Annotated in this window: 24 protein-coding genes; 20 read left to right on the forward strand and 4 right to left on the reverse strand. The window is 60.4% G+C overall.

The window, feature by feature from the left end:
* Positions 1 to 404 precede the first annotated feature (404 nt).
* From fdxA to BLP82_RS05290, 4 genes are all read right to left on the reverse strand, one after another.
* Positions 405 to 728, reverse strand: coding sequence for a ferredoxin FdxA (gene fdxA, locus BLP82_RS05275; RefSeq protein ID WP_030139464.1), 324 nt, complete (start codon positions 726 to 728; stop codon positions 405 to 407).
* Positions 729 to 870: 142 nt separating this feature from the next.
* Entirely contained in the window at positions 871 to 3,438 is a 2,568-nt protein-coding gene (mutS, locus tag BLP82_RS05280) for a DNA mismatch repair protein MutS (protein ID WP_170842275.1), read from the reverse strand.
* A gap of 495 nt (positions 3,439 to 3,933) precedes the next feature.
* On the reverse strand, positions 3,934 to 4,125 hold the full coding sequence (locus tag BLP82_RS05285) for a hypothetical protein (RefSeq protein ID WP_092165875.1): 192 nt from the start codon (positions 4,123 to 4,125) through the stop codon (positions 3,934 to 3,936).
* 515 nt (positions 4,126 to 4,640) lie between these two features.
* Positions 4,641 to 4,982 carry a DUF6124 family protein gene (locus tag BLP82_RS05290; protein ID WP_092165876.1) on the reverse strand — a complete coding sequence of 114 codons (342 nt, stop codon included), beginning with the start codon at positions 4,980 to 4,982 and terminating at the stop codon, positions 4,641 to 4,643.
* A 612-nt stretch (positions 4,983 to 5,594) separates the two neighbouring features.
* Between BLP82_RS05290 and BLP82_RS05300 the strand changes: the two genes are divergently transcribed.
* From BLP82_RS05300 to BLP82_RS05390, 20 genes are all read left to right on the forward strand, one after another.
* On the forward strand, positions 5,595 to 6,329 hold the full coding sequence (locus BLP82_RS05300; protein WP_003198297.1) for a LexA family transcriptional regulator: 735 nt from the start codon (positions 5,595 to 5,597) through the stop codon (positions 6,327 to 6,329).
* Positions 6,330 to 6,795: 466 nt separating this feature from the next.
* Positions 6,796 to 6,978 carry a Com family DNA-binding transcriptional regulator gene (locus tag BLP82_RS05305; protein WP_092165878.1) on the forward strand — a complete coding sequence of 61 codons (183 nt, stop codon included), beginning with the start codon at positions 6,796 to 6,798 and terminating at the stop codon, positions 6,976 to 6,978.
* A 20-nt stretch (positions 6,979 to 6,998) separates the two neighbouring features.
* A complete protein-coding gene (locus BLP82_RS05310; RefSeq protein ID WP_092165879.1) occupies positions 6,999 to 7,643 on the forward strand; it encodes a hypothetical protein in 645 nt (214 codons plus the stop codon).
* 50 nt (positions 7,644 to 7,693) lie between these two features.
* Positions 7,694 to 8,044 carry a phage holin family protein gene (locus BLP82_RS05315; protein WP_025212143.1) on the forward strand — a complete coding sequence of 117 codons (351 nt, stop codon included), beginning with the start codon at positions 7,694 to 7,696 and terminating at the stop codon, positions 8,042 to 8,044.
* A gap of 36 nt (positions 8,045 to 8,080) precedes the next feature.
* Positions 8,081 to 8,593, forward strand: coding sequence for a hypothetical protein (locus tag BLP82_RS05320; protein WP_092165880.1), 513 nt, complete (start codon positions 8,081 to 8,083; stop codon positions 8,591 to 8,593).
* 3 nt (positions 8,594 to 8,596) lie between these two features.
* The gene (locus tag BLP82_RS05325; protein WP_092165881.1) at positions 8,597 to 9,208 is read left to right on the forward strand and encodes a phage baseplate assembly protein V; all 612 of its coding nucleotides are present in this window, start codon (positions 8,597 to 8,599) and stop codon (positions 9,206 to 9,208) included.
* Between the two features lie 11 nt (positions 9,209 to 9,219).
* Positions 9,220 to 9,552 (forward strand): phage baseplate protein, encoded by a 333-nt coding sequence (locus BLP82_RS05330; RefSeq protein ID WP_014336817.1) that lies wholly within the window; start codon positions 9,220 to 9,222, stop codon positions 9,550 to 9,552.
* Positions 9,549 to 10,544, forward strand: a complete 996-nt coding sequence (locus tag BLP82_RS05335; protein WP_092165882.1) for a baseplate J/gp47 family protein — start codon at positions 9,549 to 9,551, stop codon at positions 10,542 to 10,544. Before BLP82_RS05330 ends, BLP82_RS05335 begins: the two co-directional genes overlap by 4 nt.
* Positions 10,541 to 11,176: a phage tail protein I gene (locus tag BLP82_RS05340; RefSeq protein ID WP_092165883.1), complete on the forward strand. Its 636-nt coding sequence runs from the start codon at positions 10,541 to 10,543 to the stop codon at positions 11,174 to 11,176. The genes BLP82_RS05335 and BLP82_RS05340 overlap by 4 nt, the downstream gene beginning before the upstream one ends.
* The gene (locus tag BLP82_RS31535) at positions 11,177 to 13,120 is read left to right on the forward strand and encodes a phage tail protein (RefSeq protein WP_256574096.1); all 1,944 of its coding nucleotides are present in this window, start codon (positions 11,177 to 11,179) and stop codon (positions 13,118 to 13,120) included.
* Positions 13,121 to 13,127: 7 nt separating this feature from the next.
* A complete protein-coding gene (locus tag BLP82_RS05350; protein WP_092165884.1) occupies positions 13,128 to 13,547 on the forward strand; it encodes a phage tail assembly chaperone in 420 nt (139 codons plus the stop codon).
* Between the two features lie 101 nt (positions 13,548 to 13,648).
* The gene (locus BLP82_RS05355; protein ID WP_092165885.1) at positions 13,649 to 13,858 is read left to right on the forward strand and encodes a hypothetical protein; all 210 of its coding nucleotides are present in this window, start codon (positions 13,649 to 13,651) and stop codon (positions 13,856 to 13,858) included.
* 2 nt (positions 13,859 to 13,860) lie between these two features.
* Entirely contained in the window at positions 13,861 to 15,027 is a 1,167-nt protein-coding gene (locus tag BLP82_RS05360) for a phage tail sheath protein (protein ID WP_060738969.1), read from the forward strand.
* On the forward strand, positions 15,027 to 15,533 hold the full coding sequence (locus BLP82_RS05365) for a phage major tail tube protein (protein ID WP_092165886.1): 507 nt from the start codon (positions 15,027 to 15,029) through the stop codon (positions 15,531 to 15,533). Before BLP82_RS05360 ends, BLP82_RS05365 begins: the two co-directional genes overlap by 1 nt.
* Before the next feature lie 210 nt (positions 15,534 to 15,743).
* Positions 15,744 to 16,319 carry a phage tail assembly protein gene (locus tag BLP82_RS05370; RefSeq protein WP_092165887.1) on the forward strand — a complete coding sequence of 192 codons (576 nt, stop codon included), beginning with the start codon at positions 15,744 to 15,746 and terminating at the stop codon, positions 16,317 to 16,319.
* Positions 16,316 to 16,441 (forward strand): hypothetical protein, encoded by a 126-nt coding sequence (locus tag BLP82_RS31540; protein WP_256573040.1) that lies wholly within the window; start codon positions 16,316 to 16,318, stop codon positions 16,439 to 16,441. Before BLP82_RS05370 ends, BLP82_RS31540 begins: the two co-directional genes overlap by 4 nt.
* A gap of 6 nt (positions 16,442 to 16,447) precedes the next feature.
* Positions 16,448 to 18,628: a phage tail tape measure protein gene (locus BLP82_RS05375; RefSeq protein WP_092165888.1), complete on the forward strand. Its 2,181-nt coding sequence runs from the start codon at positions 16,448 to 16,450 to the stop codon at positions 18,626 to 18,628.
* Positions 18,628 to 19,011, forward strand: a complete 384-nt coding sequence (locus BLP82_RS05380) for a phage tail protein (protein ID WP_072410629.1) — start codon at positions 18,628 to 18,630, stop codon at positions 19,009 to 19,011. Before BLP82_RS05375 ends, BLP82_RS05380 begins: the two co-directional genes overlap by 1 nt.
* Positions 19,004 to 19,216 carry a tail protein X gene (locus BLP82_RS05385; RefSeq protein WP_058542798.1) on the forward strand — a complete coding sequence of 71 codons (213 nt, stop codon included), beginning with the start codon at positions 19,004 to 19,006 and terminating at the stop codon, positions 19,214 to 19,216. The genes BLP82_RS05380 and BLP82_RS05385 overlap by 8 nt, the downstream gene beginning before the upstream one ends.
* Before the next feature lie 9 nt (positions 19,217 to 19,225).
* Entirely contained in the window at positions 19,226 to 20,242 is a 1,017-nt protein-coding gene (locus BLP82_RS05390) for a contractile injection system protein, VgrG/Pvc8 family (protein WP_092165889.1), read from the forward strand.
* Positions 20,243 to 20,459: the final 217 nt, after the last annotated feature.

Here is a 20,459-nt window from a genome sequence, read left to right on the forward strand (position 1 = left end):
TATAGATTCAGCGTGTAAGCCTTTGCCTAGTGTTGCGTAAGTGATCGGTTTCTCATTGGCGGGACAGACCGCTATAAACGCCGTGATATTTTCTTATTTATATGATTTATAAGGAAAATTTGTTGATGAACGAAACGTTACAAAGCAAGCCACCTGTATCAGCCGCGTTGCACTCGCCTGGGAAAATACTAATATCAGTCCTGTGTCGACGGACAGACACACCCGTCAAGGATGATGGGAAGGAAGGACATCGCAGGACGCGATTCATCAGGACGATGAATAGGATTAAAGGGATTAGGGAAAAAATGTGGGCGGGTCAAACCGCCCCTTTTTTTGCCTGCGATTTCTTGAACCCGGAAAAGCAAAAAGGCCCGCAAGGGGCCTTTTCAGCGAACGATGGGTAATCAGCGTTCCAGGTCTGCGATCTTGCCAGTCTTGCCATCCCACTCTTCAGCGTCCGGCAGAGCGTCTTTCTTCTCGGTGATGTTCGGCCAGATGTCCGCCAGTTCGGCGTTCAGCTCGATGAAGTTCTCCATGCCGGCCGGCACTTCGTCTTCCGAAAAGATGGCATTCGCCGGGCATTCCGGTTCACACAGGGCGCAGTCGATGCACTCGTCCGGGTGAATGACCAGGAAGTTCGGGCCTTCGTAGAAGCAGTCCACCGGACAGACTTCTACACAATCGGTGTACTTGCACTTGATGCAGTTGTCGGTGACGACGAAGGTCATTTCTAATTCTCTCCTCAGGCGGCGGCAGCGAAGACCCTTCACGGTGGGCTCGCAAGGTTTGGGAGCGATAGTCTGCGAACCAGGCTAAAAGCCCGCAGCATCCCAAACCGCGCGAGATTCTAACAGCTTGAAAGCCTGTGCGTTAGATCCGTGTCTTCAATGTATAGAGTAAATCCAGCGCCCGGCGTGGGGTCAGGTCGTCCAGATCGAGTTTGGCCAGCTCGTCGAGCACCGGATGTGGCAGGCTGGCGAACAGATCGCTTTGCTGCGGTGCGGCCGGTTTGCCCTTGGTCGGGCGTGGCGCTTCGTGGGGCAGGCTGGTGGTTTCCAGGCGGCTCAGGTGCTCACGGGCACGGCTGATCACTTCGCTCGGTACGCCGGCCAATTGCGCCACTGCCAGGCCGTAGCTCTGGCTGGCCGGGCCGGGCAGCACATGGTGCAGGAACACGATACGCTCGTTGTGCTCGGTGGCGTTGAGGTGCACGTTGGCCACCAGCGGCTGGCTTTCCGGCAATACGGTGAGTTCGAAGTAGTGGGTGGCGAACAGCGTGTAGGCCCGCAGGTGCGCCAACCGTTCGGCCGCCGCCCAGGCCAGGGACAGGCCGTCGAAGGTGCTGGTGCCACGTCCGACTTCGTCCATCAGCACCAGGCTGCGTTCGGTGGCGTTGTGCAGTATGTTCGCGGTTTCGCTCATCTCCACCATGAAGGTCGAACGCCCACCGGCCAGGTCGTCGCTAGAACCGATCCGGGTGAAAATGCGGTCCACCAGGGACAATTCGCAACTGGCCGCCGGGACGAAACTGCCGATGTGGGCCAACAGCACGATCAGTGCGGTCTGGCGCATGTAGGTGGATTTACCGCCCATGTTCGGACCGGTGATCACCAGCATGCGGGTGTTGTCGTCCAGGCTCAGGTCGTTGGCCACGAACGGCGTAGTCAGTACCTGCTCGACCACCGGGTGACGGCCCTGGCTGATGCGCATGCACGGTTCGCTGACGAAGCGCGGGCAATTCAGGTCCAGGTTCAGCGCGCGTTCGGCCAGGTTGCTCAGCACGTCCAGTTCCGCCAAGGCACAGGCGGTGTCCTGCAACGGTGGCAGTTGGCTGATCAGGTCCTCGAGCAATGCTTCGTAGAGCATCTTTTCCCGGGCCAGGGCGCGGCTCTTGGCTGACAGCGCCTTGTCTTCGAACGCCTTGAGTTCCGGGGTGATGAAACGCTCGGCGCCCTTGAGGGTCTGGCGACGAACATAATCGGCCGGGGCTTGCTCGGCCTGCTTGCTCGGCAGCTCGATGAAGTAGCCGTGGATGCGGTTGTAGCCGACCTTGAGGTTGGCCAGGCCGGTGCGGGCTTTTTCCCGGGCTTCGAGGTCGATCAGGAACTGGCCGGCGTTTTCGCTCAGTGACTGCAACTCGTCGAGTTCGGCGTCGTAGCCGGTTTTCAGCACGCCACCGTCGCGGATCACCGCCGGCGGGTTGTCGATGATGGCTTTATCCAGCAGCGCGGCCAGTTCCGGGTAGGTGCTGGTGGTGCGCGCCAGTTGCTGCAGGTGCGGCGCTTCGAGGTCGGTCATCGCCACTTGCAGCTCGGGCAAGGCACCGAGGGCATCGCGCAGGCGCGCCAAGTCACGGGGACGGGCGTTGCGCAGGCCGATACGGGCGAGGATGCGCTCGATGTCACCGATTTCCTTGAGCTGCGGTTGCAACTGCTCGAAGCGATAACGATCCAGCAGGCAGGTAATGGAGGTCTGGCGCGCCAGCAGCACGGTCAGGTCCCGCAGCGGCCGATTCAACCAGCGCGTCAGCAGGCGGCTGCCCATGGCGGTCTGGCAGCGATCGACCACCGATTGCAGGGTATTGTCGCGCCCGCCGGCCAGGTTGGTGTCCAGTTCCAGGTTGCGGCGGCTCGCGCCGTCCAGCACCACGGTGTCATCCAGGCGTTCGTGACGCAGGCTGCGCAAGTGGGGCAGGGCGGTGCGCTGGGTTTCCTTGGCGTAGGCCAGCAGGCAACCGGCCGCGCCAATGGCCAGGGTCAGGTTCTCGCAGCCGAAGCCCTTGAGGTCCTGGGTGGAAAACTGTTGGCAGAGGCTTTTCAGCGCCGAGTCGCGCTCGAAATCCCACGGTGCCCGACGCCGCACGCCACGGCGTTTTTCCGCCGGCAAGTCTTTGGGCCAGTCATCCGGGATCAACAGCTCCACCGGGTTGACCCGCTCCAGCTCCGCCAGCAGGTTTTCCCAGCCCTTGATTTCCAGCACCGAGAAATTGCCGCTGGTGATGTCCAGCACCGCCAGGCCGAACAGGCGTTCATCCCCCAGCACCGCGGCGATCAGGTTATCCCGGCGTTCATCCAGCAAGGCCTCGTCACTGACCGTACCCGGGGTGATGATCCGCACGACTTGGCGTTCCACGGGGCCCTTGCTGGTGGCCGGGTCGCCGACTTGCTCGCAAATCACCACGGATTCGCCGAGCTTGACCAGTTTCGCCAGGTAACCTTCCGCCGCGTGGTAAGGAATCCCACACATCGGAATCGCCATGCCCGCCGATTGCCCACGCGCCGTCAGGGTAATGTCCAACAGCTTGGCAGCCTTCTTCGCATCCTCGTAGAAGATCTCGTAGAAGTCGCCCATGCGGTAGAACATCAGCTGGTCAGGGTGCTGGTTCTTCAGGCGCCAGTATTGCTGCATCATGGGCGTGTGGGAGGACAGGTCGTTCACGGCTGTATTCATGGGGTGTCAGGCAAGCTCGTTGAAAGGTGTGGGGCAAAAGGAGGGGCATTGGCCCGGCTTTTCCGCGATGGGCGCAAGGTTAACATGGGTGGTCTGGTGCTACCCAGCGTTTGGGATTGTGTGTATATCCGTTGCTGCGGTAACGGCTACTTATGGTTCCGCCCTTACGGCGGCTCACTTTTGAGAAGCGCAAAAGTAAGCAAAACGCTTTATGCCCCACCACTCGGTGCCTCGCCTAGGCTCGGCATGCCTGAACGAAGGCATTGCTCCGTGGGCCCACTGCGCAATACCTTCGTTCAGCCAACGTGGTTAATGGGGCGCCGAGATCAACGTCCACCGCGAGGCGGCCTGATAGCCGACCTGGTTCTTGGTGGGACCGCGTTTCCCCTGTGGGAGCGGGCTTGCTCGCGAAGGCGGCACGACAGTCGAGGAAAATGTTGGACGGCATTACGACACTTGCTCGGGCTCTCTTGAACCTGGAGATCAGGCTCGTTTTACTTCGGCTTGCATCATCACCAGATTCTGCTGCTTGGTAGCCTCAGCCAATACCATGCGGTAAACACGCTTCTTTTCCTTCGATTTTGCGTTACGAATGAAATCAGCAAAGAGGCGTTTGGCTCCTTTGGGCAAGCCTTGCTTGATCGAAATCATAGTGCGCTCCAGATGGCTGTTCATTGGCGCTCCAGCGCGAAGCGCTCACTCGCGACTAAACGAGGGCGGCGGCTGTACGCAGGTTAGTCGACCGGGGATCCAAGGACCCGGCGCGCCCGAGGGCGCCCTGCGCACAACTACCATTGAGTGCAGGAATACCTAACTGAACGGAGCAATGAACATCTTGGATACCGAGCTACTAAACCCGATCACTGATGGGCAGTGACGAGAACCAAAGTACAGATGGGGTCCAAGGTGGACAAGCCGGCGGATTCTGGGGCCGTCGTAGGCAGAGGCGCAAGGCGATGTAGCCTGGTGACGCAAATTGAAGGACGCGATCGAGGGATTTCTCAAGAGGTTGTAGGGGAAATTCCCCATCCAAGGATTGGATAGAACGCAATCGGCCTGATACCCAGTGGATCGTTCCCACGCTCCGCGTGGGAATGCCGCCAGGGACGCTCCGCGTTCCGCTTCTGGAGGGTGACGCAGAGCGTCACGGGATGCATTCCCACGCAGAGCGTGGGAACGATCAAAAACGCCTAACTCGGCTCAACCACATCCAATGCCCGATTCGCCAACAACTGTCCCAACTCAATCATCTGCTGAACCCCCAGCGCGATATGTCGTCGTGAGCCCTCCAGGTCGAATGCCAGGTCGCTGACCATCGCATTGGCCGAGGCCAGGGTTTCGCTGAGGTTGGCGAGCAGGCATTCGGCGTCGATGTCGGGGGCGATGATGAAAAGGGTGTCGGGTGTGTCAGAGGTGTCTTTGTCGGCTTTCGGCTTGAGGTAATAGTCCAGGGCGCGGGTGGCCGCGTCATCGAGTTTCTTGGTGTTGCGGGAGACGTGATCGTCTGGGGGATTTGGAGTGTTCTTCGGCATTCTATGGATCCTTGAAGTTGAGCCACCACTCATTCGCTACTAAACGAAGTGGGTGGCAGCTGTACGCAGGTTAGTAGACCGGGGATCCAAGAAACCGGCGCACCCGAAGGCGCCCTGCGCACAGCCACCATTGAGTTCAGGAGTACCTGACTGAATGGAGCAATGAACATCTTGGATATCGAGCTACTAAACCCGATCACTGATGGGCAGTGACGAGTCCAAAGTACCGATGGGATCCAAGGTGGACAAGCCGGCGGATTCTGGCGCAGTCGTAGGCAGAGGCGCAAGGCGATGTAGCCTGGTGTCGCACATTTGAAGGAAGCGGATCGAGGGATTTCCCAAGAGGTTGTAGGGGAAATTCCTCATCCAAGGATTGGATAGAACGCAATCGGCCTGATACCCAGCGGATCGTTCCCACGCTCCGCGTGGGAATGCCGCCAGGGACGCTCCGCGTTCCGCTTCTGGAAGGTGACGCAGAGCGTCACGGGATGCATTCCCACGCAGAGCGTGGGAACGATCAACTGACCTTGAGGCGGTGATTTGTTCATTCATATGCATGCTTATGCAAAACAGCATTTGTCTTCTGCGAAAAGAACAAGCACTATGCGCGTTATGCAAAAACGCAACGTTTCTACCGTATTAAGAGCATTGCTCGATCAGCACGGGATCTCCCCCACGGAGCTTCACCGGCGTACCGGCGTGCCTCAGTCCACTCTCTCGCGGATCCTCAGCGGCAAGATCGTCGATCCTTCGGATAAACACATCTCGAAGATCGCCGAGTACTTCGCGGTGAGCACCGACCAGTTGCGCGGGCGCGCGGACGTTGTGCCCGCCGGCAATGCCCGCCGCGATGAGCCGCATTCCGAACTCAAGGACATAAGCCTGTGGGACGACGAAACACCCGTCGAAGAAGACGAAGTGTCGGTCCCTTTTCTGCGCGAGGTTGAATTGGCTGCTGGATCAGGAAGATTCGTCATCGAGGAAAGCGAGCGCTCAAGCCTGCGCTTCGGCAAGCGCAGCCTGCGGCATAACGGCGTGCAGTTCGACCAGGCCAAGTGCGTGACGGTGCGCGGCAACAGCATGTTGCCGGTGCTGCGCGACGGTGCCACGGTCGGGGTGAACGCAGGCAAATGCGGGATCGGCGACATCGTCGATGGTGACCTCTACGCCATCAATCACAACGGCCAACTGCGGGTGAAGCAGCTTTATCGCCTGCCCACCGGCATCCGCCTGCGCAGCTTCAACCGCGACGAACATCCGGACGAGGACTACACGTTCCAGGAAATGCAGGACGAGCAAATCGTCATCCTCGGTCACGTCTTCTGGTGGGGCATGTACGCCCGTTAACCCCTCCGCTGTCAGATAAAACCCGCCGCCGTGCGGGTTTTTTTTCGCCTCCCGAAAACCCGCAACCCCGTATTTGCAAAGGCTACATGCATTTACGCATTCTCTGCGCATAAATAAATGCGTTTGTGCATTGACTGTATATGCATCCATGCATATTCTGTGTCCAAGCCGCTCGACAAAGTGGCTGGCAACGAAGCTCTTTAGTTCCACCAACAGGCAGCGATGAACCGGCCTTAACGGTTCAGAGGGTTGGCAACTGACCCGGGTGTGCAGCGTAAAGCACCAGAAGCAGTTATCCGGCGGGCAGGGACCGCGGCCGGAGGAACAATTTGAATGGATCCGTACCGCGCCAGTCGCGCCGAAAGATCAAGCGCATTACTGAAAAGCCTGGGCAACCGGGCTTTTTGGAATGCCTGCACCGTGAGGTGCGTTCAAACACATCACCACCGCCAATGGAGGGCTTTCAATGCTGAAGAATTTCAGATGCGGTCACTGCAAACGACTTCTGGCCCGCGTGGGCGAGAACACCGAACTCCAGATCAAATGTTCCCGGTGTGGGACGTTGAATCATGTGAAGGCCGTTGAGCCTCGAGTGAACGCCGGCGAGCGAACAGCGTGCGGAATAGACCCTGCACTCCGTACTCAATGACATCCATCGAGGTAAGAAAAATGAAATTACTCAAAAAAATCCTACTGGCGACTGCGTTTCTGTCGTCCTTCGTATCCCTGAACACTTGGGCTGATACGGCCATGTCGTGGAACTTGGCCCGGGACATGTACCTGATGATCGAAGCCGCACCGGCCGGTTCGCCATGGTCATTCATGCAAAACAAATCGGGGGGGAATGTCTCGGCTAACTACACGCTCTTTCCTACGTTCAAGGCGGGGACATGCAATGGCCAGCCAACCACCTGCTGGCGGGACGATGCTACGGGAGCCTGGATTTCCATTCCCAACGCAAATTTCACCTTCACGGGTTCAGGCACCAGTTTCGTATTCAAGCAGGGCGACGTAGCCACACATCCCGGCACCAACAGCCAGAGCATCTTCCGCTGGGCCAGTCCTGTCACCGGCAACATCAACGTGCTGGGTCGGGTCAACGACCTGCATAACGCCTGCGGGGATGGGATTGGCTGGTCGCTCAACCTGGGCGACACCGTGCTCCAGTCCGGAAGCCTGGCAAACGGCGGCAGCACTACGTTTATGTTGAATAGCGTAGCGGTTACGCCGACGTCTTCGCTTTATCTGGTCATCGACCGGAAGGCCAACAACTCCTGCGACGCGACCAGCATCGACATGCTCATCACTCGATAAGCGCGATTGGGCCCCTTAACTTCAAACCCTTACTCCCCAGGAAACGAGACATGACAAACGAGCAACAAGCGTTGCTGGACATGCCGATCTGGCTGGTCATCGTGCTCGCCCTGGTGGGCGGGGTGTCCGGCGAGATGTGGCGCGCTGACAAGGAGGGCGCCCGTGGCTGGCCGTTGCTGCGTCGCGTGGTGCTGCGCTCCGGTGCCTGCGTGGTCTGCGGGGTTTCGGCAACCATGCTGTTGTATGCCCTCGGTATGTCGATCTGGAGTGCTTGCGCGCTGGGTTGCCTGACCGCCATGGCCGGTGCCGATGTGGCGATCGGTCTTTACGAGCGCTGGGTCGCCAAGCGGATCGGCGTATGCGAAGTGCCACCGCGGGACCTTCCTCCCGACCAGCCGTGAACCCACATCGCTGATCCATACACAAGGAGGCGATCAATGCCCGTCCTTATCGAAAAACCGTCGCAGCTGTTCGCCGCCATTGCCCAGACGCTGCGCATCACTTATCCCACCTTGAAAGTCGGTAGCCCCCAGGATTTCGATGGCACCGATGACCAACCCTGGGTGCTGATTGCCATTGAACGCGATGCGTCAGGCAACCGCGCCAATGACGGGCGTATCGCCCATGTCCTGACGGTTTCCCTGCAAGTGGTCATGGCCGTTCCAGGCTGGGAGGCCTGCGATCTGGCCGGTGAATTGAAGCACTTGGTCGTGGATAACCGCTGGGGCCTGTCGGGCGATCAATGCGATCTGCCCACGGAGATCGATGGCATCGCATCCACGCTCATCCACGAAGCACGGGTGTACACAGCCTGGACCCTTGCCTTCAACCAAACCCTGTACCTCGGCCCGACGCTGCTGGAGGACCCGTTGGGTATCCCGAAATTTGCCCGCACCTGGGAAGTGTCGAACATCGACGACCCGGATCAATACACCGCACTCGAGGGCTGAGCCATGTTTGATGGGCTGTTACGGATGCATCTGGGGCCGATCATCGAGCGTCTGGCACAGATGGAAACCGAGCTGGAAGACCTGCATCGACGTGCGGAGAGTTTCTGCCGCATCGGCGTTTGCCAGGAAGTCGATGCGGCCAGCAACACCTGCAAGGTCAGCCATGGCGGGTTGCTGACACCGGCGATCCGCTTTTTCAACCCGAGCGCCGGCGCCCAGAGCGAGTCGCGGATTCCGTCCGTGGGCGAGCAGTGCCTGTTGCTGAACCATGGCGGCGGCGAGAGCGGCGGGCAGGCGGTGGCGTTGTTCGGCCTCAACGGCGGTCAGTTCCCGCCCGTCTCGACCCAGGCCTCGCTGACGCGTCGTCTTTATCAGGACGGTACGGAAAACGGCTATGACCACGCCAGCCATGTCCTGCACTGGCAAAACGGCCCGGCGGCGTTCAGCGGTTCTCGTGAAGCCCTGCAGTTGAACATTGGCTCGTCGCGGTTGGCGATGACACCCGAGGCCATCGAATTGCAAGTCGGCGCCGTCGGCATTCGGCTCGACGCTTCCGGTGTGCACCTGAGCGGCCCGGTGGTGGATCACCAGGGGCGCGTCATCAGTACCGCATAAGAGATTTCCTCATGATTGGAATCGATCGAAATACCGGCGCCACGGTCGACGACTGGCTGCAGTTCGTGCAGCGCGCCACCCGTGCATTGACCACGCCGTTGGGCACTCGCCAGAAGCGTCCGTTGTATGGCTGCGCACTCACGCAGTTGCTGGGGCAGAACCTCGGCGACGACCTGCTGATCCTCGCCCAGAGCCACGCGGCCCAAGCGTTCTACAACCCGGACAATGGCATCGATGATTTCGAGCCGCAGGTCATTGTCGCCAGCCGGCACGGTGCCGGATTGCTGCTGCGTTTCGCTGGCACCTGGAAAAACCGCAAACAGACTTTCGAGGTGGTGACATGAGCATGTTGATACCCGGCCAGAACCAACTGGCCGAACCGGTCATCGTCACCGTCGAAGCATTCGAGGACCTTCTCGCAGAGTTCAAGACCTTCGTGGTCGAGTACGTCGCCGCACGCTCTCCCGCCAGCGCGGCGAAGCTGGTGGACAGCCTCGAAAACGAAAGTGAACTGCTGACCCTGGCCCTCGAGGCGTTCTGTGTCCGGCTGCAAACCCACGAACGCAAATACAACGCTCGCATCAAGCAGATGCTGGCGTGGTGGGCCACCGGAACCAACCTCGATGCCCGCCTCGCGGACATGGGGCTCGAACGTCAGTTGCTCGACCCGGGCGACCCGGCGGCGTTCCCGCCCATCCCCCCGGTCTACGAGAGCGACGATGACGCTCGGTTGCGTTATTACCTGGCGCCCCACGCCCCGGCGGCCGGCTCGCGGATGCAGTATCGGCGGGAGATTTTTACCTTGGGGGAGCGGCCCGTCGTGAAGGTGGAAAACGCCTCGGCCGGTGTGGTGACAGTCACCTACACCTTCGACCCGGGCGGTCGTGCGGCGCAGGTCAAGGACGGTAACGCACGCCGGACGGCGCCGGGCCAGGTCACGGTCACGGTGTTGTCCCGTGAGGGTGATGGGACGCCATCCGAAACGCTGCTCGACGGTGTTCGCCAGCATTTCGCTCGGCCTGATGTGCGACCGGAAACGGACCTCGTTATTGTCCAGGGCGCGCAAATCAAACCCTACAAAATCCGCGTCGTGGCGAAGATCAATGCCGGCCCGGATTCGGGCTTGACCCAGGTTGCCGCCGAACAGCAATTGCGGGAATACGCCGAGGCGTGCCATCGATTGGAAGGTCGAGTGGACCCGAGCTGGATCGACTACACGCTGCACAATGCCGGCGCGGTTCAGCTCCAGATTCTCGAACCCCTTGCACCGATGGTGACGACGGCTTTCCAAGCCCCGTACTGCACGGGCGTCGAGGTCGAGGTGGAGACGTTATGAGTGACGACACACCTCGCCTGAGCCTGCTGCCGATCAACAGTTCGCCACTGGAACGGGCCCTGGATCTCGGTTTCGCCCGGCTGCTCGAACGCATCGATCCGCCATTTCCCGAGCTGATGAACCCGGCGGCCACGCCCCTTGCATTCCTGCCGTATCTCGCAGCAGACCGCGGGGTCAGTGAATGGAGTTCCGCGGCGCCCGCAGTTGAAAAGCGCCTGACCGTTGAACTCGCCTGGCCCACCGCGCGGCAGGCCGGGACGCGAAAGGCGCTGGAAAATGCCGCCAAGGGTTTGCAACTGATGCCTGAAGTACGCGCCTGGTATGAGCAAACGCCACCGGGCCCGCCCTACAGTTTTTCCGTCAGGGCGTTTACCGAGCAGCCCTACAGCGAAGCCATCGATGCCCGTCTCGACCGTCGCCTGGCCGATGCCAAGAGCGAACGCGACACCTTGACGGTGTCTGTCGGCTTGAGGGCCTTCGGCAGGCATGTCATCGGCGCCGCGACGCTGTGCGGCGAACTGACCACGGTTTATCCGGTTGTCATCGAAGGGCTCGAAGCCTCGGGCCAGGCCTTCATGGCCGCCGGGCTCTATACCGTCGAAACCTCCACTATTTATCCACAGGGGTCCTAAATGGCCGACTACTACACCCTGCTCACCGATGCGGGGATCGCCTACGAAACCGCCTGCAAGGCGGCGGGCACACCGATCAAGCTGTCGCAGATTTCCGTCGGTGACGGCGGCGGCGCGGAATACAACCCGGCCGCAACGGCGACGGCACTCAAGCGCGAAGTCTGGCGTGGGCCGCTCAATGCGCTGTTCCAGGATGAAAACAACCCGAGCTGGTTGCTGGCCGAGGTCACCATCCCTTCTGATGTAGGTGGCTGGTATGTGCGAGAGGCCGGGATCTGGACGGATACGGGCATCCTGTACGCCATCGTCAAATACCCGGAGTCGTTCAAGCCGATTCTGGCAACGTCCGGTTCGGGGAAAGAGTTCTACATTCGCTCGATCTTTGAGACCAGCAATGCCGAGCTGGTGACGTTGCTTATCGACGATACGGTGGTCAAGGCGACTCGGGCCTGGGTTGCCAGCTACGTTGCCGACGAATTGGCCAAACTCGACAGGAAACAGTCCGTGCGGGTGGCGACGACGGCCAACATTGTCTTGAGTGGCGCGCAAGCCATCGATGGTGTTGCGGTGATCGCCGGGAACCGGGTCTTGGTCAAGTCCCAGACATTGGCGAAAGACAACGGTATCTACGTGGTTGCGAACGGCGCTTGGGTTCGGGCAAAGGATGCCGATGCGAGCGTCGACGTGACTTCGGGGTTGATTGTCTCGGTGGAGGAGGGCGCGACGCTTGCCAACACGATCTGGCAGTTGATTACCGACGGTACGATTGTACTGGGCACTACGGCGTTGACGTTTCAGAACATCACTCAAGGATTTGCGCCGCTCAATTCGCCGGTGCTCGTTAATCCGACGGCAAATACGCCGCCGCTATTCGACAACACGAAGTCGATCGCGACGACTGAATACGTTATGCGTGCCAGCGGTAACTATCGCGGCTTTACCAACGCGACGGCAGCAGCCACGTTGACGGCGGCTGCCGCAGGCACATTGGTTACGGCCATCGGGTCGTTCACACTCACCCTGCCGCCGGTCAACGCTTTACCCTATGGTGGCGCGATCCACTTCCGCAATATCGGCAGCGGCGTTGTCACTGTCGTTTGTACTGGTACTGACAGCATAAACTCGGGCGCCGGACAGATTACAAGTATTGAGTTGCAAATAGGCGCCTCACTGGAACTGACCGGTAATGGTGCGAGCGCCTGGTGGGCTGCTGGATCCGCGCAGTTGCAATATTCCAAGGTGTTTGGTGCTACTGCGGCACAATTCGACAGCAGCAAGTTGCTGGCAACTACTGAGTTTGTGAAGAGAATGGGGGTCGAGTGGTCGAGCCTCACCTCGGTCAGCGCCAACACCGTTCTGGGGAATTCAAGCGCTGGCGGCATCGTTACTGCGTCAGCGTCGACGGCGATCAACGTTACTTTGCCGCCCACCGCGCCAGTAGGGCCAGGAGCCATGATCATGGTTCTGAGTGGTGGGGCAGGTGCTGTCACGCTGCTGGCTTCGAATGGCGAGCAGATTACTAATTCGAGCGGAAGCGCAATAACAGTTGTTTTGGGACAGGGTGATTTTGCGATATTGACCAGACTAACCGGCGAGTGGCGATTGGTCGGCGGTACCGCTGCGTTGAAGTTCTCCAATGCATTTGCCGCAATTTTTGGAAATACCGCCAATCAGGTATTACCAAGCGGCTGGATATTCAAAATCGGACACGCTTCAACGGATGTCGCGACAGGAACAGTGCCGGTAACGTTTCCTGTCGCATTCCCTACAGCCTGTATGTACGTAGGGGCGATCTATTCCGGGGCTACTTCCGCGACGAATCCATCCGTTTGTCAGTCCGGGATACCGACCCGTACAGGTTTTACGGGCTACATCACTAATGTGGCTGGCAATAACTCTGCTGTCACTGTGGGTGGTTACAACTGGCTAGCCATCGGCTACTGAGGCGACTATGTACGCAAAATGGATTGAAGAAGACGGTCGATTTGCCTTCGAGCTAATTGATAACGGGGGCATTGAGATATCTGATGAAGATCATGCGGCGCTCTTTGAGCCGCGACAGGGGAGGAAGATCATCGGCAGGGGGCCTGATGGTTTTCCGCAATTGCAAGACCCGTCATTGCCGACGCTAGCTGAGCTATCGCTCGTTGAGCGTGCATGGCGGAATAGGCAGCTTTCACTTACTGATGGGATGGTAACGCGTCATCGAGATGAGCTGGAAGATGGGACCGAAACCACGCTTTCGGTTGAGCAATACGCTGAGCTGCAAGCGTATCGCCGGATTCTACGTAATTGGCCTGAGGCCGGGGAGTTCCCGCTGAAGGAGCATCGTCCGCTCACACCGTCTTGGCTCGCCGAGCAATCCCAGTAACCGCCCCGTAACTAAGGGGCGTTTTCTTTTCCGCCAAAACAACTGACAACATCCGACAGCCCCTTCTCAAGGGGCTTTTTCATATCTGGAGAACCCAAAAAATGGCACCACGCCAAACCTACACCGTGCTCCTCCCATTCCCCATCGGCGGTGGTCACTGGTCGACCACCGGCCAGGAACTCGACCTGCTCGACGTCGAGGCCAACGCCTTGCGCAGCGCCGGTCGCCTGGAGCTGAAAAAAACCGAAGCCGTCGAACCGGCTTCTGCAACCACCCCGGCCAAAAAGGCCGCCACCAAACAGGCTGAATAACCATGGCTGAGGTTTTGAACTTCGAGCACAACGGCATTACCGTCAATGCCACTGAATCTCCCGAGGCCATGGGTGGCCTGGGTGACAACGTCATCGGGCTGGTCGGCACCGCGCCGAATGCCAACCCGCTGATTCCGAAAAACACCCCGTTCCGTATCAACAGCTTCACCACCCAGGCCCAGCTGGATCCGACCGGTGCCGAGGCGGGGACGTTGTTCCACGCCGTCTACCAGATCCTCAAAGTGGTCAAGGTGCCGGTGTACGTGGTCATCGTCGAAGAGGGCGCCACGCTGGCCGACACGCAGAACAACGTGATCGGCGGTATCGAGGCGCAGACCGGGCGCAAGCTGGGCTTGGCCGCATTGAGTGGGGTCGCTGAAGACCTGACCATCATCGGCGCGCCAGGCTTTACCGGCACCAAGGCCGTGGCCAGCGAGTTCGCCTCGTTCGGCAAGCGCATCAAGGCCCGTGTGGTACTCGATGGCAAGGACGTCGCGGTCGCCGACCAGGTGACCTACAGCCAGGAACTGGGCGGCGCGGACCTTGGTTTCGACCGTTGCCTGGTGGTGCACAACATGCCGGCGGTGTACTCCAAGGCCGCGAAGAAAAACGTCTTCCTGGCCCCGTCGAGCCTGGCCATCGCCGCCCTCGCCAAGGTCAAGCAATGGGAGAGCCCGGGCAACCAGGTCACCTACGCCGAAGACGTTTCCCGCACCGTGGAATACAACATCCTCGACACCTCCACCGAAGGCGATCTGCTCAACCGCTACGGCGTCAGCTACTACGCCCGGACCATCCTCGGCGGCTTCTCGCTGCTGGGCAACCGTTCCATCACCGGCAAGTTCATCAGCTACGTCGGCCTGGAAGATGCCATCAGCCGCAAGCTGGTGAAGGCCGGCCAGAAGGCCATGGCGAAGAACCTGACCAAGTCGTTCATGGACCAGGAGGTCAAGCGCATCAACGACTGGCTGCAAACCCTGGTCGCTGACGAAACCATTCCTGGCGGCAGCGTGTACCTGCACCCGGAATTGAACAGCGTCGAGAAGTACAAGAACGGCACCTGGTACGTGGTCATCGACTACGGCCGCTACGCGCCGAACGAACACATGATTTACCAACTCAATGCCCGCGATGAAATCATCGAGCAGTTCCTGGAGGACGTTCTCTAATGTTTACCAACCGCGTAAGACAGGCCATCGCGGCCACCCTGCAGGGCCTGCCGTTGTCGGCGACCGTGGAAGATTTCACCCCGCCGAAGATCGAATTCGAGATGGAAGAGATGCGTGGCGGCCGTTTCATTGGCGAGGAGATGGCCAAGGCCGGCAAAGCGCTGACGGCCAAGCTGACGCTGCAAGGCCTCGGTCCGGAAGTCATGCTGGCGCTGGGCGTGAGTGTGGGCGACGACATTCTGCTGAACGTGCGTGAAGCCGGCCAGGATCAGGACGGCAACACCTGGTTCACCTACCACACGGTGGGCGGCAAGTTGAAGTCCCTTGAGGAAACCACGCTGAAGATGAACGAGAAGCCCAAGACCATCCTCGATCTGTCCTGCCGCACCTACAACCGCCTGGAAAACGGCATCCCGGTGATCGACATCGACGTGCGTACCCAGAAGTTCGTGCTCAACGGCGTCGACATCCTCGGTGATGCTCGCCGTGCGGTGTTGTTGCCTTAATCACCGCAGTACTCGCAATGCCGGTCAGTTAAACGCAGTCCCTGTGGGAGCGGGCTTGCTCGCGAATGCGCCAGCACATCCAACATTAATGTTGCCTGACCCACCGCTTTCGCGAGCAAGCCCGCTCCCACAGGGGAATCCGCCCAGCCAGAGATTTGCGATTACTGCCCCGTGTTGCGCCTTCCCAGTATTCATCAAGGAACTGATTCCATGTCCTGGACGCCTCCCGTTCATGTCTTGCTGTCGCCGATCACCGGTGACGACGAAACACAGATCGAGCAACTCCCCCTCAAGCCGCTGTACTACGCCGCGCAAAAAGACGCCCTGGCCCGCGCCGGCGATGACGAAGACGATCAGTTTTTCGAGTTGGCCAAACTGGCCACCGGGCTGTCGGTCAAGGAGCTCGACCAGCTCAAGCGCCCGGACTACGTGAGCATTGCGCAGTACGTGCATGAAATGTCCAGCCGTCCGACGTCCCACTTCCTGGAACAGGTGGCCGGCGCACCCGTCGACCCTGACCAGGTACAGCTGCTGCAACCGCTCGACGTCGCGGGCCGCAGCATGACTTCGCTGACCCTGGAAATGCCGGTGCTGCGGGCCACCAAGGCGATGAAGAAACTGAAGACGGCCAAGGAACGCGCGGAGTTCATCACCGCCCATTGCACTGGCCTGATGATTCCCGATCTCGATCGGCTGACCGTGCCCGACTGGACCCAGTTGCAGGTGCGCATCGACGATTTTTTAAACAAACCGGCGGACTTCTTTCGGAGCGCGACATCGAAGTGATCCTCGATGTGGTGCCGCTCATTTACTCGGTAAGTGAGGCGGAAATCCTGGAGTGGGACGCCGGCAAGGCCTTGCGCCGCTACGACATCGCGATCGCTCGCCTTGGCGTGAAACAGGAGTAGAGCGGGATGGCGGACGATAGATATTCGCTCAAATACGCAGCCTTCAACGAGAGTGGGTTGGCGTTCGGTAATACCAGCCTCACCAGTGGCGTGTCGGCGCAAGGCGCGTTCGCCAGGGACCAACTGGCGAGCCTCGATCTGGCGCTGGAAACACTCGGGCTCAAGCTTGGCGTGCTGACAACGGCAATCGAGTCGCTGACCGTGAAGCTGTCGGCGCAACGATTGTTCTCCCAAACGATGGGCGCCGACGCCAAGGGCGAGTCGGCCAGTGAGCCAAAGGGCAAGCCGAGTGGCGGTATCGAACCACCGGCGCTGCTCAAACCCGCGATAGCGATGGATTCGGCCATGGCCGATCTGAAAAAGGCCACCCAATTCGGGCCGCGCCAGATTCAACAGGTGGCTGAGTCAACCCAGCAGATCGCCACCGCACCGTTGGTGGCGGCCAGGGGCACCACGGCGGTTGAAGTGGTGAGGATGCAAAGCCTGGCGGCGGGGAAGGGCATCGGTAGTGACGTGCACGATGCCTCGGAGCGACAGTTGGCGCTGTCGCGTTTTGCCTCGGATGCTGGCGTCACTGCGACGGCGTTCGAGATGCCGGCCATGAAGGCCGCCGAAATGCTGGCTGACTGGCGCATCTCCATGAAGCTCAACGGCGCCGAAGCCTTTGACTTGGCGGATGCCGCCAATCAGTTGGGCAAGCTACCCAATGGTGCGAAACCGGCTGAGATCGGTGCGGTCTTGCAGCGTGACGGTGCGGCGGCGACGACGGCAGGCTTGGCCCCTGCACAAGCCGCAGCGTTGACGGCGGCGTTGCTCAATTCCGGTACCCAACAAGCTGAAGCCGGCGTGGCGCTGGATAGTTTCACCACGGCTCTGGGCAAGGCTGACCAGACCTCCGCCACCGAGCAAACGGCCTGGAAACAGCTGGGCCTGGAGCCCAAGGCGGTGGCGAGCGGTTTGCGTGACAAGGACACCGCGCCTGGCACGGTGATGACGGTGCTGGCGGCGTTGAACGCGCAACCGGCCGAAAAGCGCTCGACCCTTGCCGCCACGCTCTTCGGCAATGGCGATGAGGCGGTGCTGCGCATGGCGCAGAAGTTGCCCGATGTGAACGCCGCCTTCTTGCAGGTGAAAGACCCAGGCCAATACGCCACGTCGCAATTGGGCAACGACGGCTCGGTGCGGCAGGACGCATTGGCGCTGTCGAAAACCCGGCAAGGCCAGTTGAACATCCTCAACGCCCGCAACGAGCGTTTGTCGATGGCCGCGGGAAACGCCATGATGCCTGTGGCGGATAGCTCGTTTCAGTGGCTGGGGTCGTTGACCGATGGCATGAGTGAGTTGGCTGAGTCCTCCCCTAAAGCCACCGCGGCCATCGTGCTGCTGGGGGCGGCGATCAAACCGCTGGTGGGGGCGCTGCTCAAAGCCGTAGCGGATGAGATGTCCAATCAGGTGGCCAAGCGGGTGTTGGGCAAGGCTGCTGCGCACCTTCCCGGCCGACTGGGCGAGGTGATCTCCGAAGACTTCAGGAAAAATCCTCCTGGGGACAAGCTGGATACAAGCAATGCCAGCCAGCGTCCCGAATCCACGAGAGGACCGAAAATACGCGTCAGTACACGAGGCTCGCGGGGGACCGCAGGGCGTTTTCCACTCGGGCCAACGGCCTCATTACGCTCGATGACGCGCAAAGCGCCCGGCCCATTGAAAGTGGTCGGCGCCGTCGCTGATGTGGCCGAGGGTGTGCTGACCGGCGACAAACGGATGATGGGCGCAGGCCTGGGAGCCGCGGGTGGCGGCTGGGCAGGCGCGGCTGCGGGATCTGCGGCCGGTGCCGCTTTGGGCAGTGTCGTTCCGGTGATCGGCACTGCCATTGGGGGGCTGGTTGGCGGACTGCTGGGCGGCTGGCTGGGGAGCGATGCCGGCGCCTCCCTGGGGGAAAAACTCGTCGCCCCCGCCGACAGGCTCGCTGCTCCAGACCAGGTCAGCAAAGACTTGGCCAGCACCCAGACAACCACACAGCAGAACACCATGACCGCGAACATCTACATCAACGGCCAGGACCAGGCCAGTGCCAGTCAGTTGGCCAACCTGGTCGTGCAGCAGCTCTCGGGCCAATTCGGCTTGACGACCATGCCCAGCTCACTGGCCATGCGCAGTGATGCTGCCTTGACCGACGGAGGTACGTGATGCGTCAACAAATGGCACTCGGCAGTTTCATCTTTGGGCTGTCGAGAAAGTTTGCGTACCACCAACTGGTACACACGTCGGACGGTGGCTGGAAAAGCATCGACATTCTCACCAGCAAACCCAAGTCCAGCCAGATCGGCCAGGGGCTGCAAGGGCTGACGATCACGGGCAAGTCGATGTACGCGACCGCCATGGATCGTCTCGATGAGCTGCGCGCATTGCAGGCGCAGCGCATCCCTCTGCCGTTGGTCGATGGCATTGGCCGCAACTGGGGCCTGTGGCAGATCAACAAGGTCACGGAAACCCAGACCGAAATCATCGATGACGGCACGGCGATGGTGGTCGGCTGGGTGGTTGAATTGATGGAGTTCGCCAATGCGTAGGGTTCGAAGTATCGCCGGTGATTCGGTGAATCTGCTGCTGTACCGAGAACTGGAGCGTTGTGACGATATCGTCGAGGAGGCGCTCTGGTTGCTCAATCCGGGGTTGGCTGAATGGGGCCCGGTGTTGCCGGCGGGCGTATGGGTTGTCTTGCCGGAAGTGGACCTCAAGCCCGTGGCAACCCCACCGGTTTCGGCCTGGGATTAAGGAGGCGACATGTCATTGGGTTTCACGCCTGCGGTGGAAATTTATGGCGCGAACGCGGCGCTGCTCAACGAACGCCTGCTCAAGTGGGTGCATGTCGACGCGGCGGGTATCGAGTCCGATCAATTGACCCTCACCATCAGCCTGGACGGGCTCGAAGGGTTGCCCAGCCTGGGCGGCAAGATTGGCCTGCGGGTCGGCTATCTGGAGTCGGGTCTGGTGGACAAAGGCGAGTTCGTCATCACCCGGCGCACGCCGCTCCTGTTTCCCCTGCAACTCGTGCTGGTGGCCACGGCAGCGCCGTTCAGCGCGGCGGACCAGACCGGATTCAAGCAGCGCCGCTCCGTCAGCCATGGTCCGACGACCTTGGGAGCGCTGTTTCGTCAGTTGACCTCCAGGCACGGGTTTTCCCCGCGGGTGGCGCCGGACCTGTCGCTGATCAAGATCGAGCACATCGATCAGTCCAACGAAACCGACATGGGTTTCCTCACGCGTCTGGCCCACCGGTATGACGCCGTCGCCAAGCCGGTCAACGAACTGTATGTGCTGGCCCGGCGCGGCCAGGCGAAGTCGTTGTCGGGCAAAGTTTTGCCCGAAATGAAACTGTCGGTGACGACCAACAACCGCCCGGGCGATCACGCCTTCATTTCGGCCAAGCTGGATGAAGGCGCCCGGGCCAAGTACCAAGGCTGCAAGACCCGTTGGTGGGATGCGGCAGCGGGCAAGCTGCAGGTCGAGGAGAGCGGTATCGCCCCGTTCAAGACCCTGCGCCAGCGCTTCCAGAGCGCCGACGATGCCCGCGCCGCCGGTGAAGGCGAGGTTCGTCGGATGCTGCGCGAAGCGCTCAAGGTGACGATCGAGTGCCCGGGTAACCCGGGGCTGTCCGCCGAGGGCATCGTCCTGCTGGATCCCTCCTGGCCGGATTTCATGCGCGGTCGCTGGTCGATTGACAAGGTCACCGCCAGTGGCGACCGGGAAAAAAGCTATCGCTGCTTGATTGATGCAACCTGCCTGGATGCCAAGGCCTGATCCCCCTGTGGGAGCGAGCTTGCTCGCGATAGCGCCCCGACATTCAACATTTGCACTGACTGACACGCCGCCATCGCGAGCTAGCTCCCACAGTTTTGTTCAGCGTTGCACATACCCCCTGCGCCCAACCGAGTCCCTCTGTGGGAGCGGGCTTGCTCGCGAAGACGACAGCACATCCGACATCAATGCTGCCTGCCCCACCGCTTTCGCGAGCAAG

Origin of the sequence: Pseudomonas sp. NFACC37-1, from assembly GCF_900101575.1 — a bacterium.
In the GTDB taxonomy this organism is placed as follows: Bacteria; Pseudomonadota; Gammaproteobacteria; order Pseudomonadales; family Pseudomonadaceae; genus Aquipseudomonas; species Aquipseudomonas fluorescens_AA.

Excerpts from the sequence above, each read along its gene's own strand:
- BLP82_RS05320 (WP_092165880.1), top strand. The coding sequence starts at position 8,081 with ATGCCCGTCCTTATCGAAAAACCGTCGCAGCTGTTCGCCGCCATTGCC.
- BLP82_RS05305 (WP_092165878.1), top strand. The coding sequence starts at position 6,796 with ATGCTGAAGAATTTCAGATGCGGTCACTGCAAACGACTTCTGGCCCGC.
- BLP82_RS05375 (WP_092165888.1), top strand. The coding sequence starts at position 16,448 with ATGGCGGACGATAGATATTCGCTCAAATACGCAGCCTTCAACGAGAGT.
- fdxA (WP_030139464.1), bottom strand. The coding sequence starts at position 728 with ATGACCTTCGTCGTCACCGACAACTGCATCAAGTGCAAGTACACCGAT.
- BLP82_RS05315 (WP_025212143.1), top strand. The coding sequence starts at position 7,694 with ATGACAAACGAGCAACAAGCGTTGCTGGACATGCCGATCTGGCTGGTC.
- BLP82_RS05285 (WP_092165875.1), bottom strand. The coding sequence starts at position 4,125 with ATGAACAGCCATCTGGAGCGCACTATGATTTCGATCAAGCAAGGCTTG.
- BLP82_RS05325 (WP_092165881.1), top strand. The coding sequence starts at position 8,597 with ATGTTTGATGGGCTGTTACGGATGCATCTGGGGCCGATCATCGAGCGT.
- BLP82_RS05310 (WP_092165879.1), top strand. The coding sequence starts at position 6,999 with ATGAAATTACTCAAAAAAATCCTACTGGCGACTGCGTTTCTGTCGTCC.
- BLP82_RS05340 (WP_092165883.1), top strand. The coding sequence starts at position 10,541 with ATGAGTGACGACACACCTCGCCTGAGCCTGCTGCCGATCAACAGTTCG.
- BLP82_RS05380 (WP_072410629.1), top strand. The coding sequence starts at position 18,628 with ATGCGTCAACAAATGGCACTCGGCAGTTTCATCTTTGGGCTGTCGAGA.
- BLP82_RS05385 (WP_058542798.1), top strand. The coding sequence starts at position 19,004 with ATGCGTAGGGTTCGAAGTATCGCCGGTGATTCGGTGAATCTGCTGCTG.
- BLP82_RS05360 (WP_060738969.1), top strand. The coding sequence starts at position 13,861 with ATGGCTGAGGTTTTGAACTTCGAGCACAACGGCATTACCGTCAATGCC.
- BLP82_RS05350 (WP_092165884.1), top strand. The coding sequence starts at position 13,128 with ATGTACGCAAAATGGATTGAAGAAGACGGTCGATTTGCCTTCGAGCTA.
- BLP82_RS05370 (WP_092165887.1), top strand. The coding sequence starts at position 15,744 with ATGTCCTGGACGCCTCCCGTTCATGTCTTGCTGTCGCCGATCACCGGT.
- BLP82_RS05355 (WP_092165885.1), top strand. The coding sequence starts at position 13,649 with ATGGCACCACGCCAAACCTACACCGTGCTCCTCCCATTCCCCATCGGC.
- BLP82_RS05300 (WP_003198297.1), top strand. The coding sequence starts at position 5,595 with ATGCAAAAACGCAACGTTTCTACCGTATTAAGAGCATTGCTCGATCAG.
- BLP82_RS05330 (WP_014336817.1), top strand. The coding sequence starts at position 9,220 with ATGATTGGAATCGATCGAAATACCGGCGCCACGGTCGACGACTGGCTG.
- BLP82_RS05290 (WP_092165876.1), bottom strand. The coding sequence starts at position 4,982 with ATGCCGAAGAACACTCCAAATCCCCCAGACGATCACGTCTCCCGCAAC.
- BLP82_RS05365 (WP_092165886.1), top strand. The coding sequence starts at position 15,027 with ATGTTTACCAACCGCGTAAGACAGGCCATCGCGGCCACCCTGCAGGGC.
- BLP82_RS05390 (WP_092165889.1), top strand. The coding sequence starts at position 19,226 with ATGTCATTGGGTTTCACGCCTGCGGTGGAAATTTATGGCGCGAACGCG.
- BLP82_RS05335 (WP_092165882.1), top strand. The coding sequence starts at position 9,549 with ATGAGCATGTTGATACCCGGCCAGAACCAACTGGCCGAACCGGTCATC.
- BLP82_RS31535 (WP_256574096.1), top strand. The coding sequence starts at position 11,177 with ATGGCCGACTACTACACCCTGCTCACCGATGCGGGGATCGCCTACGAA.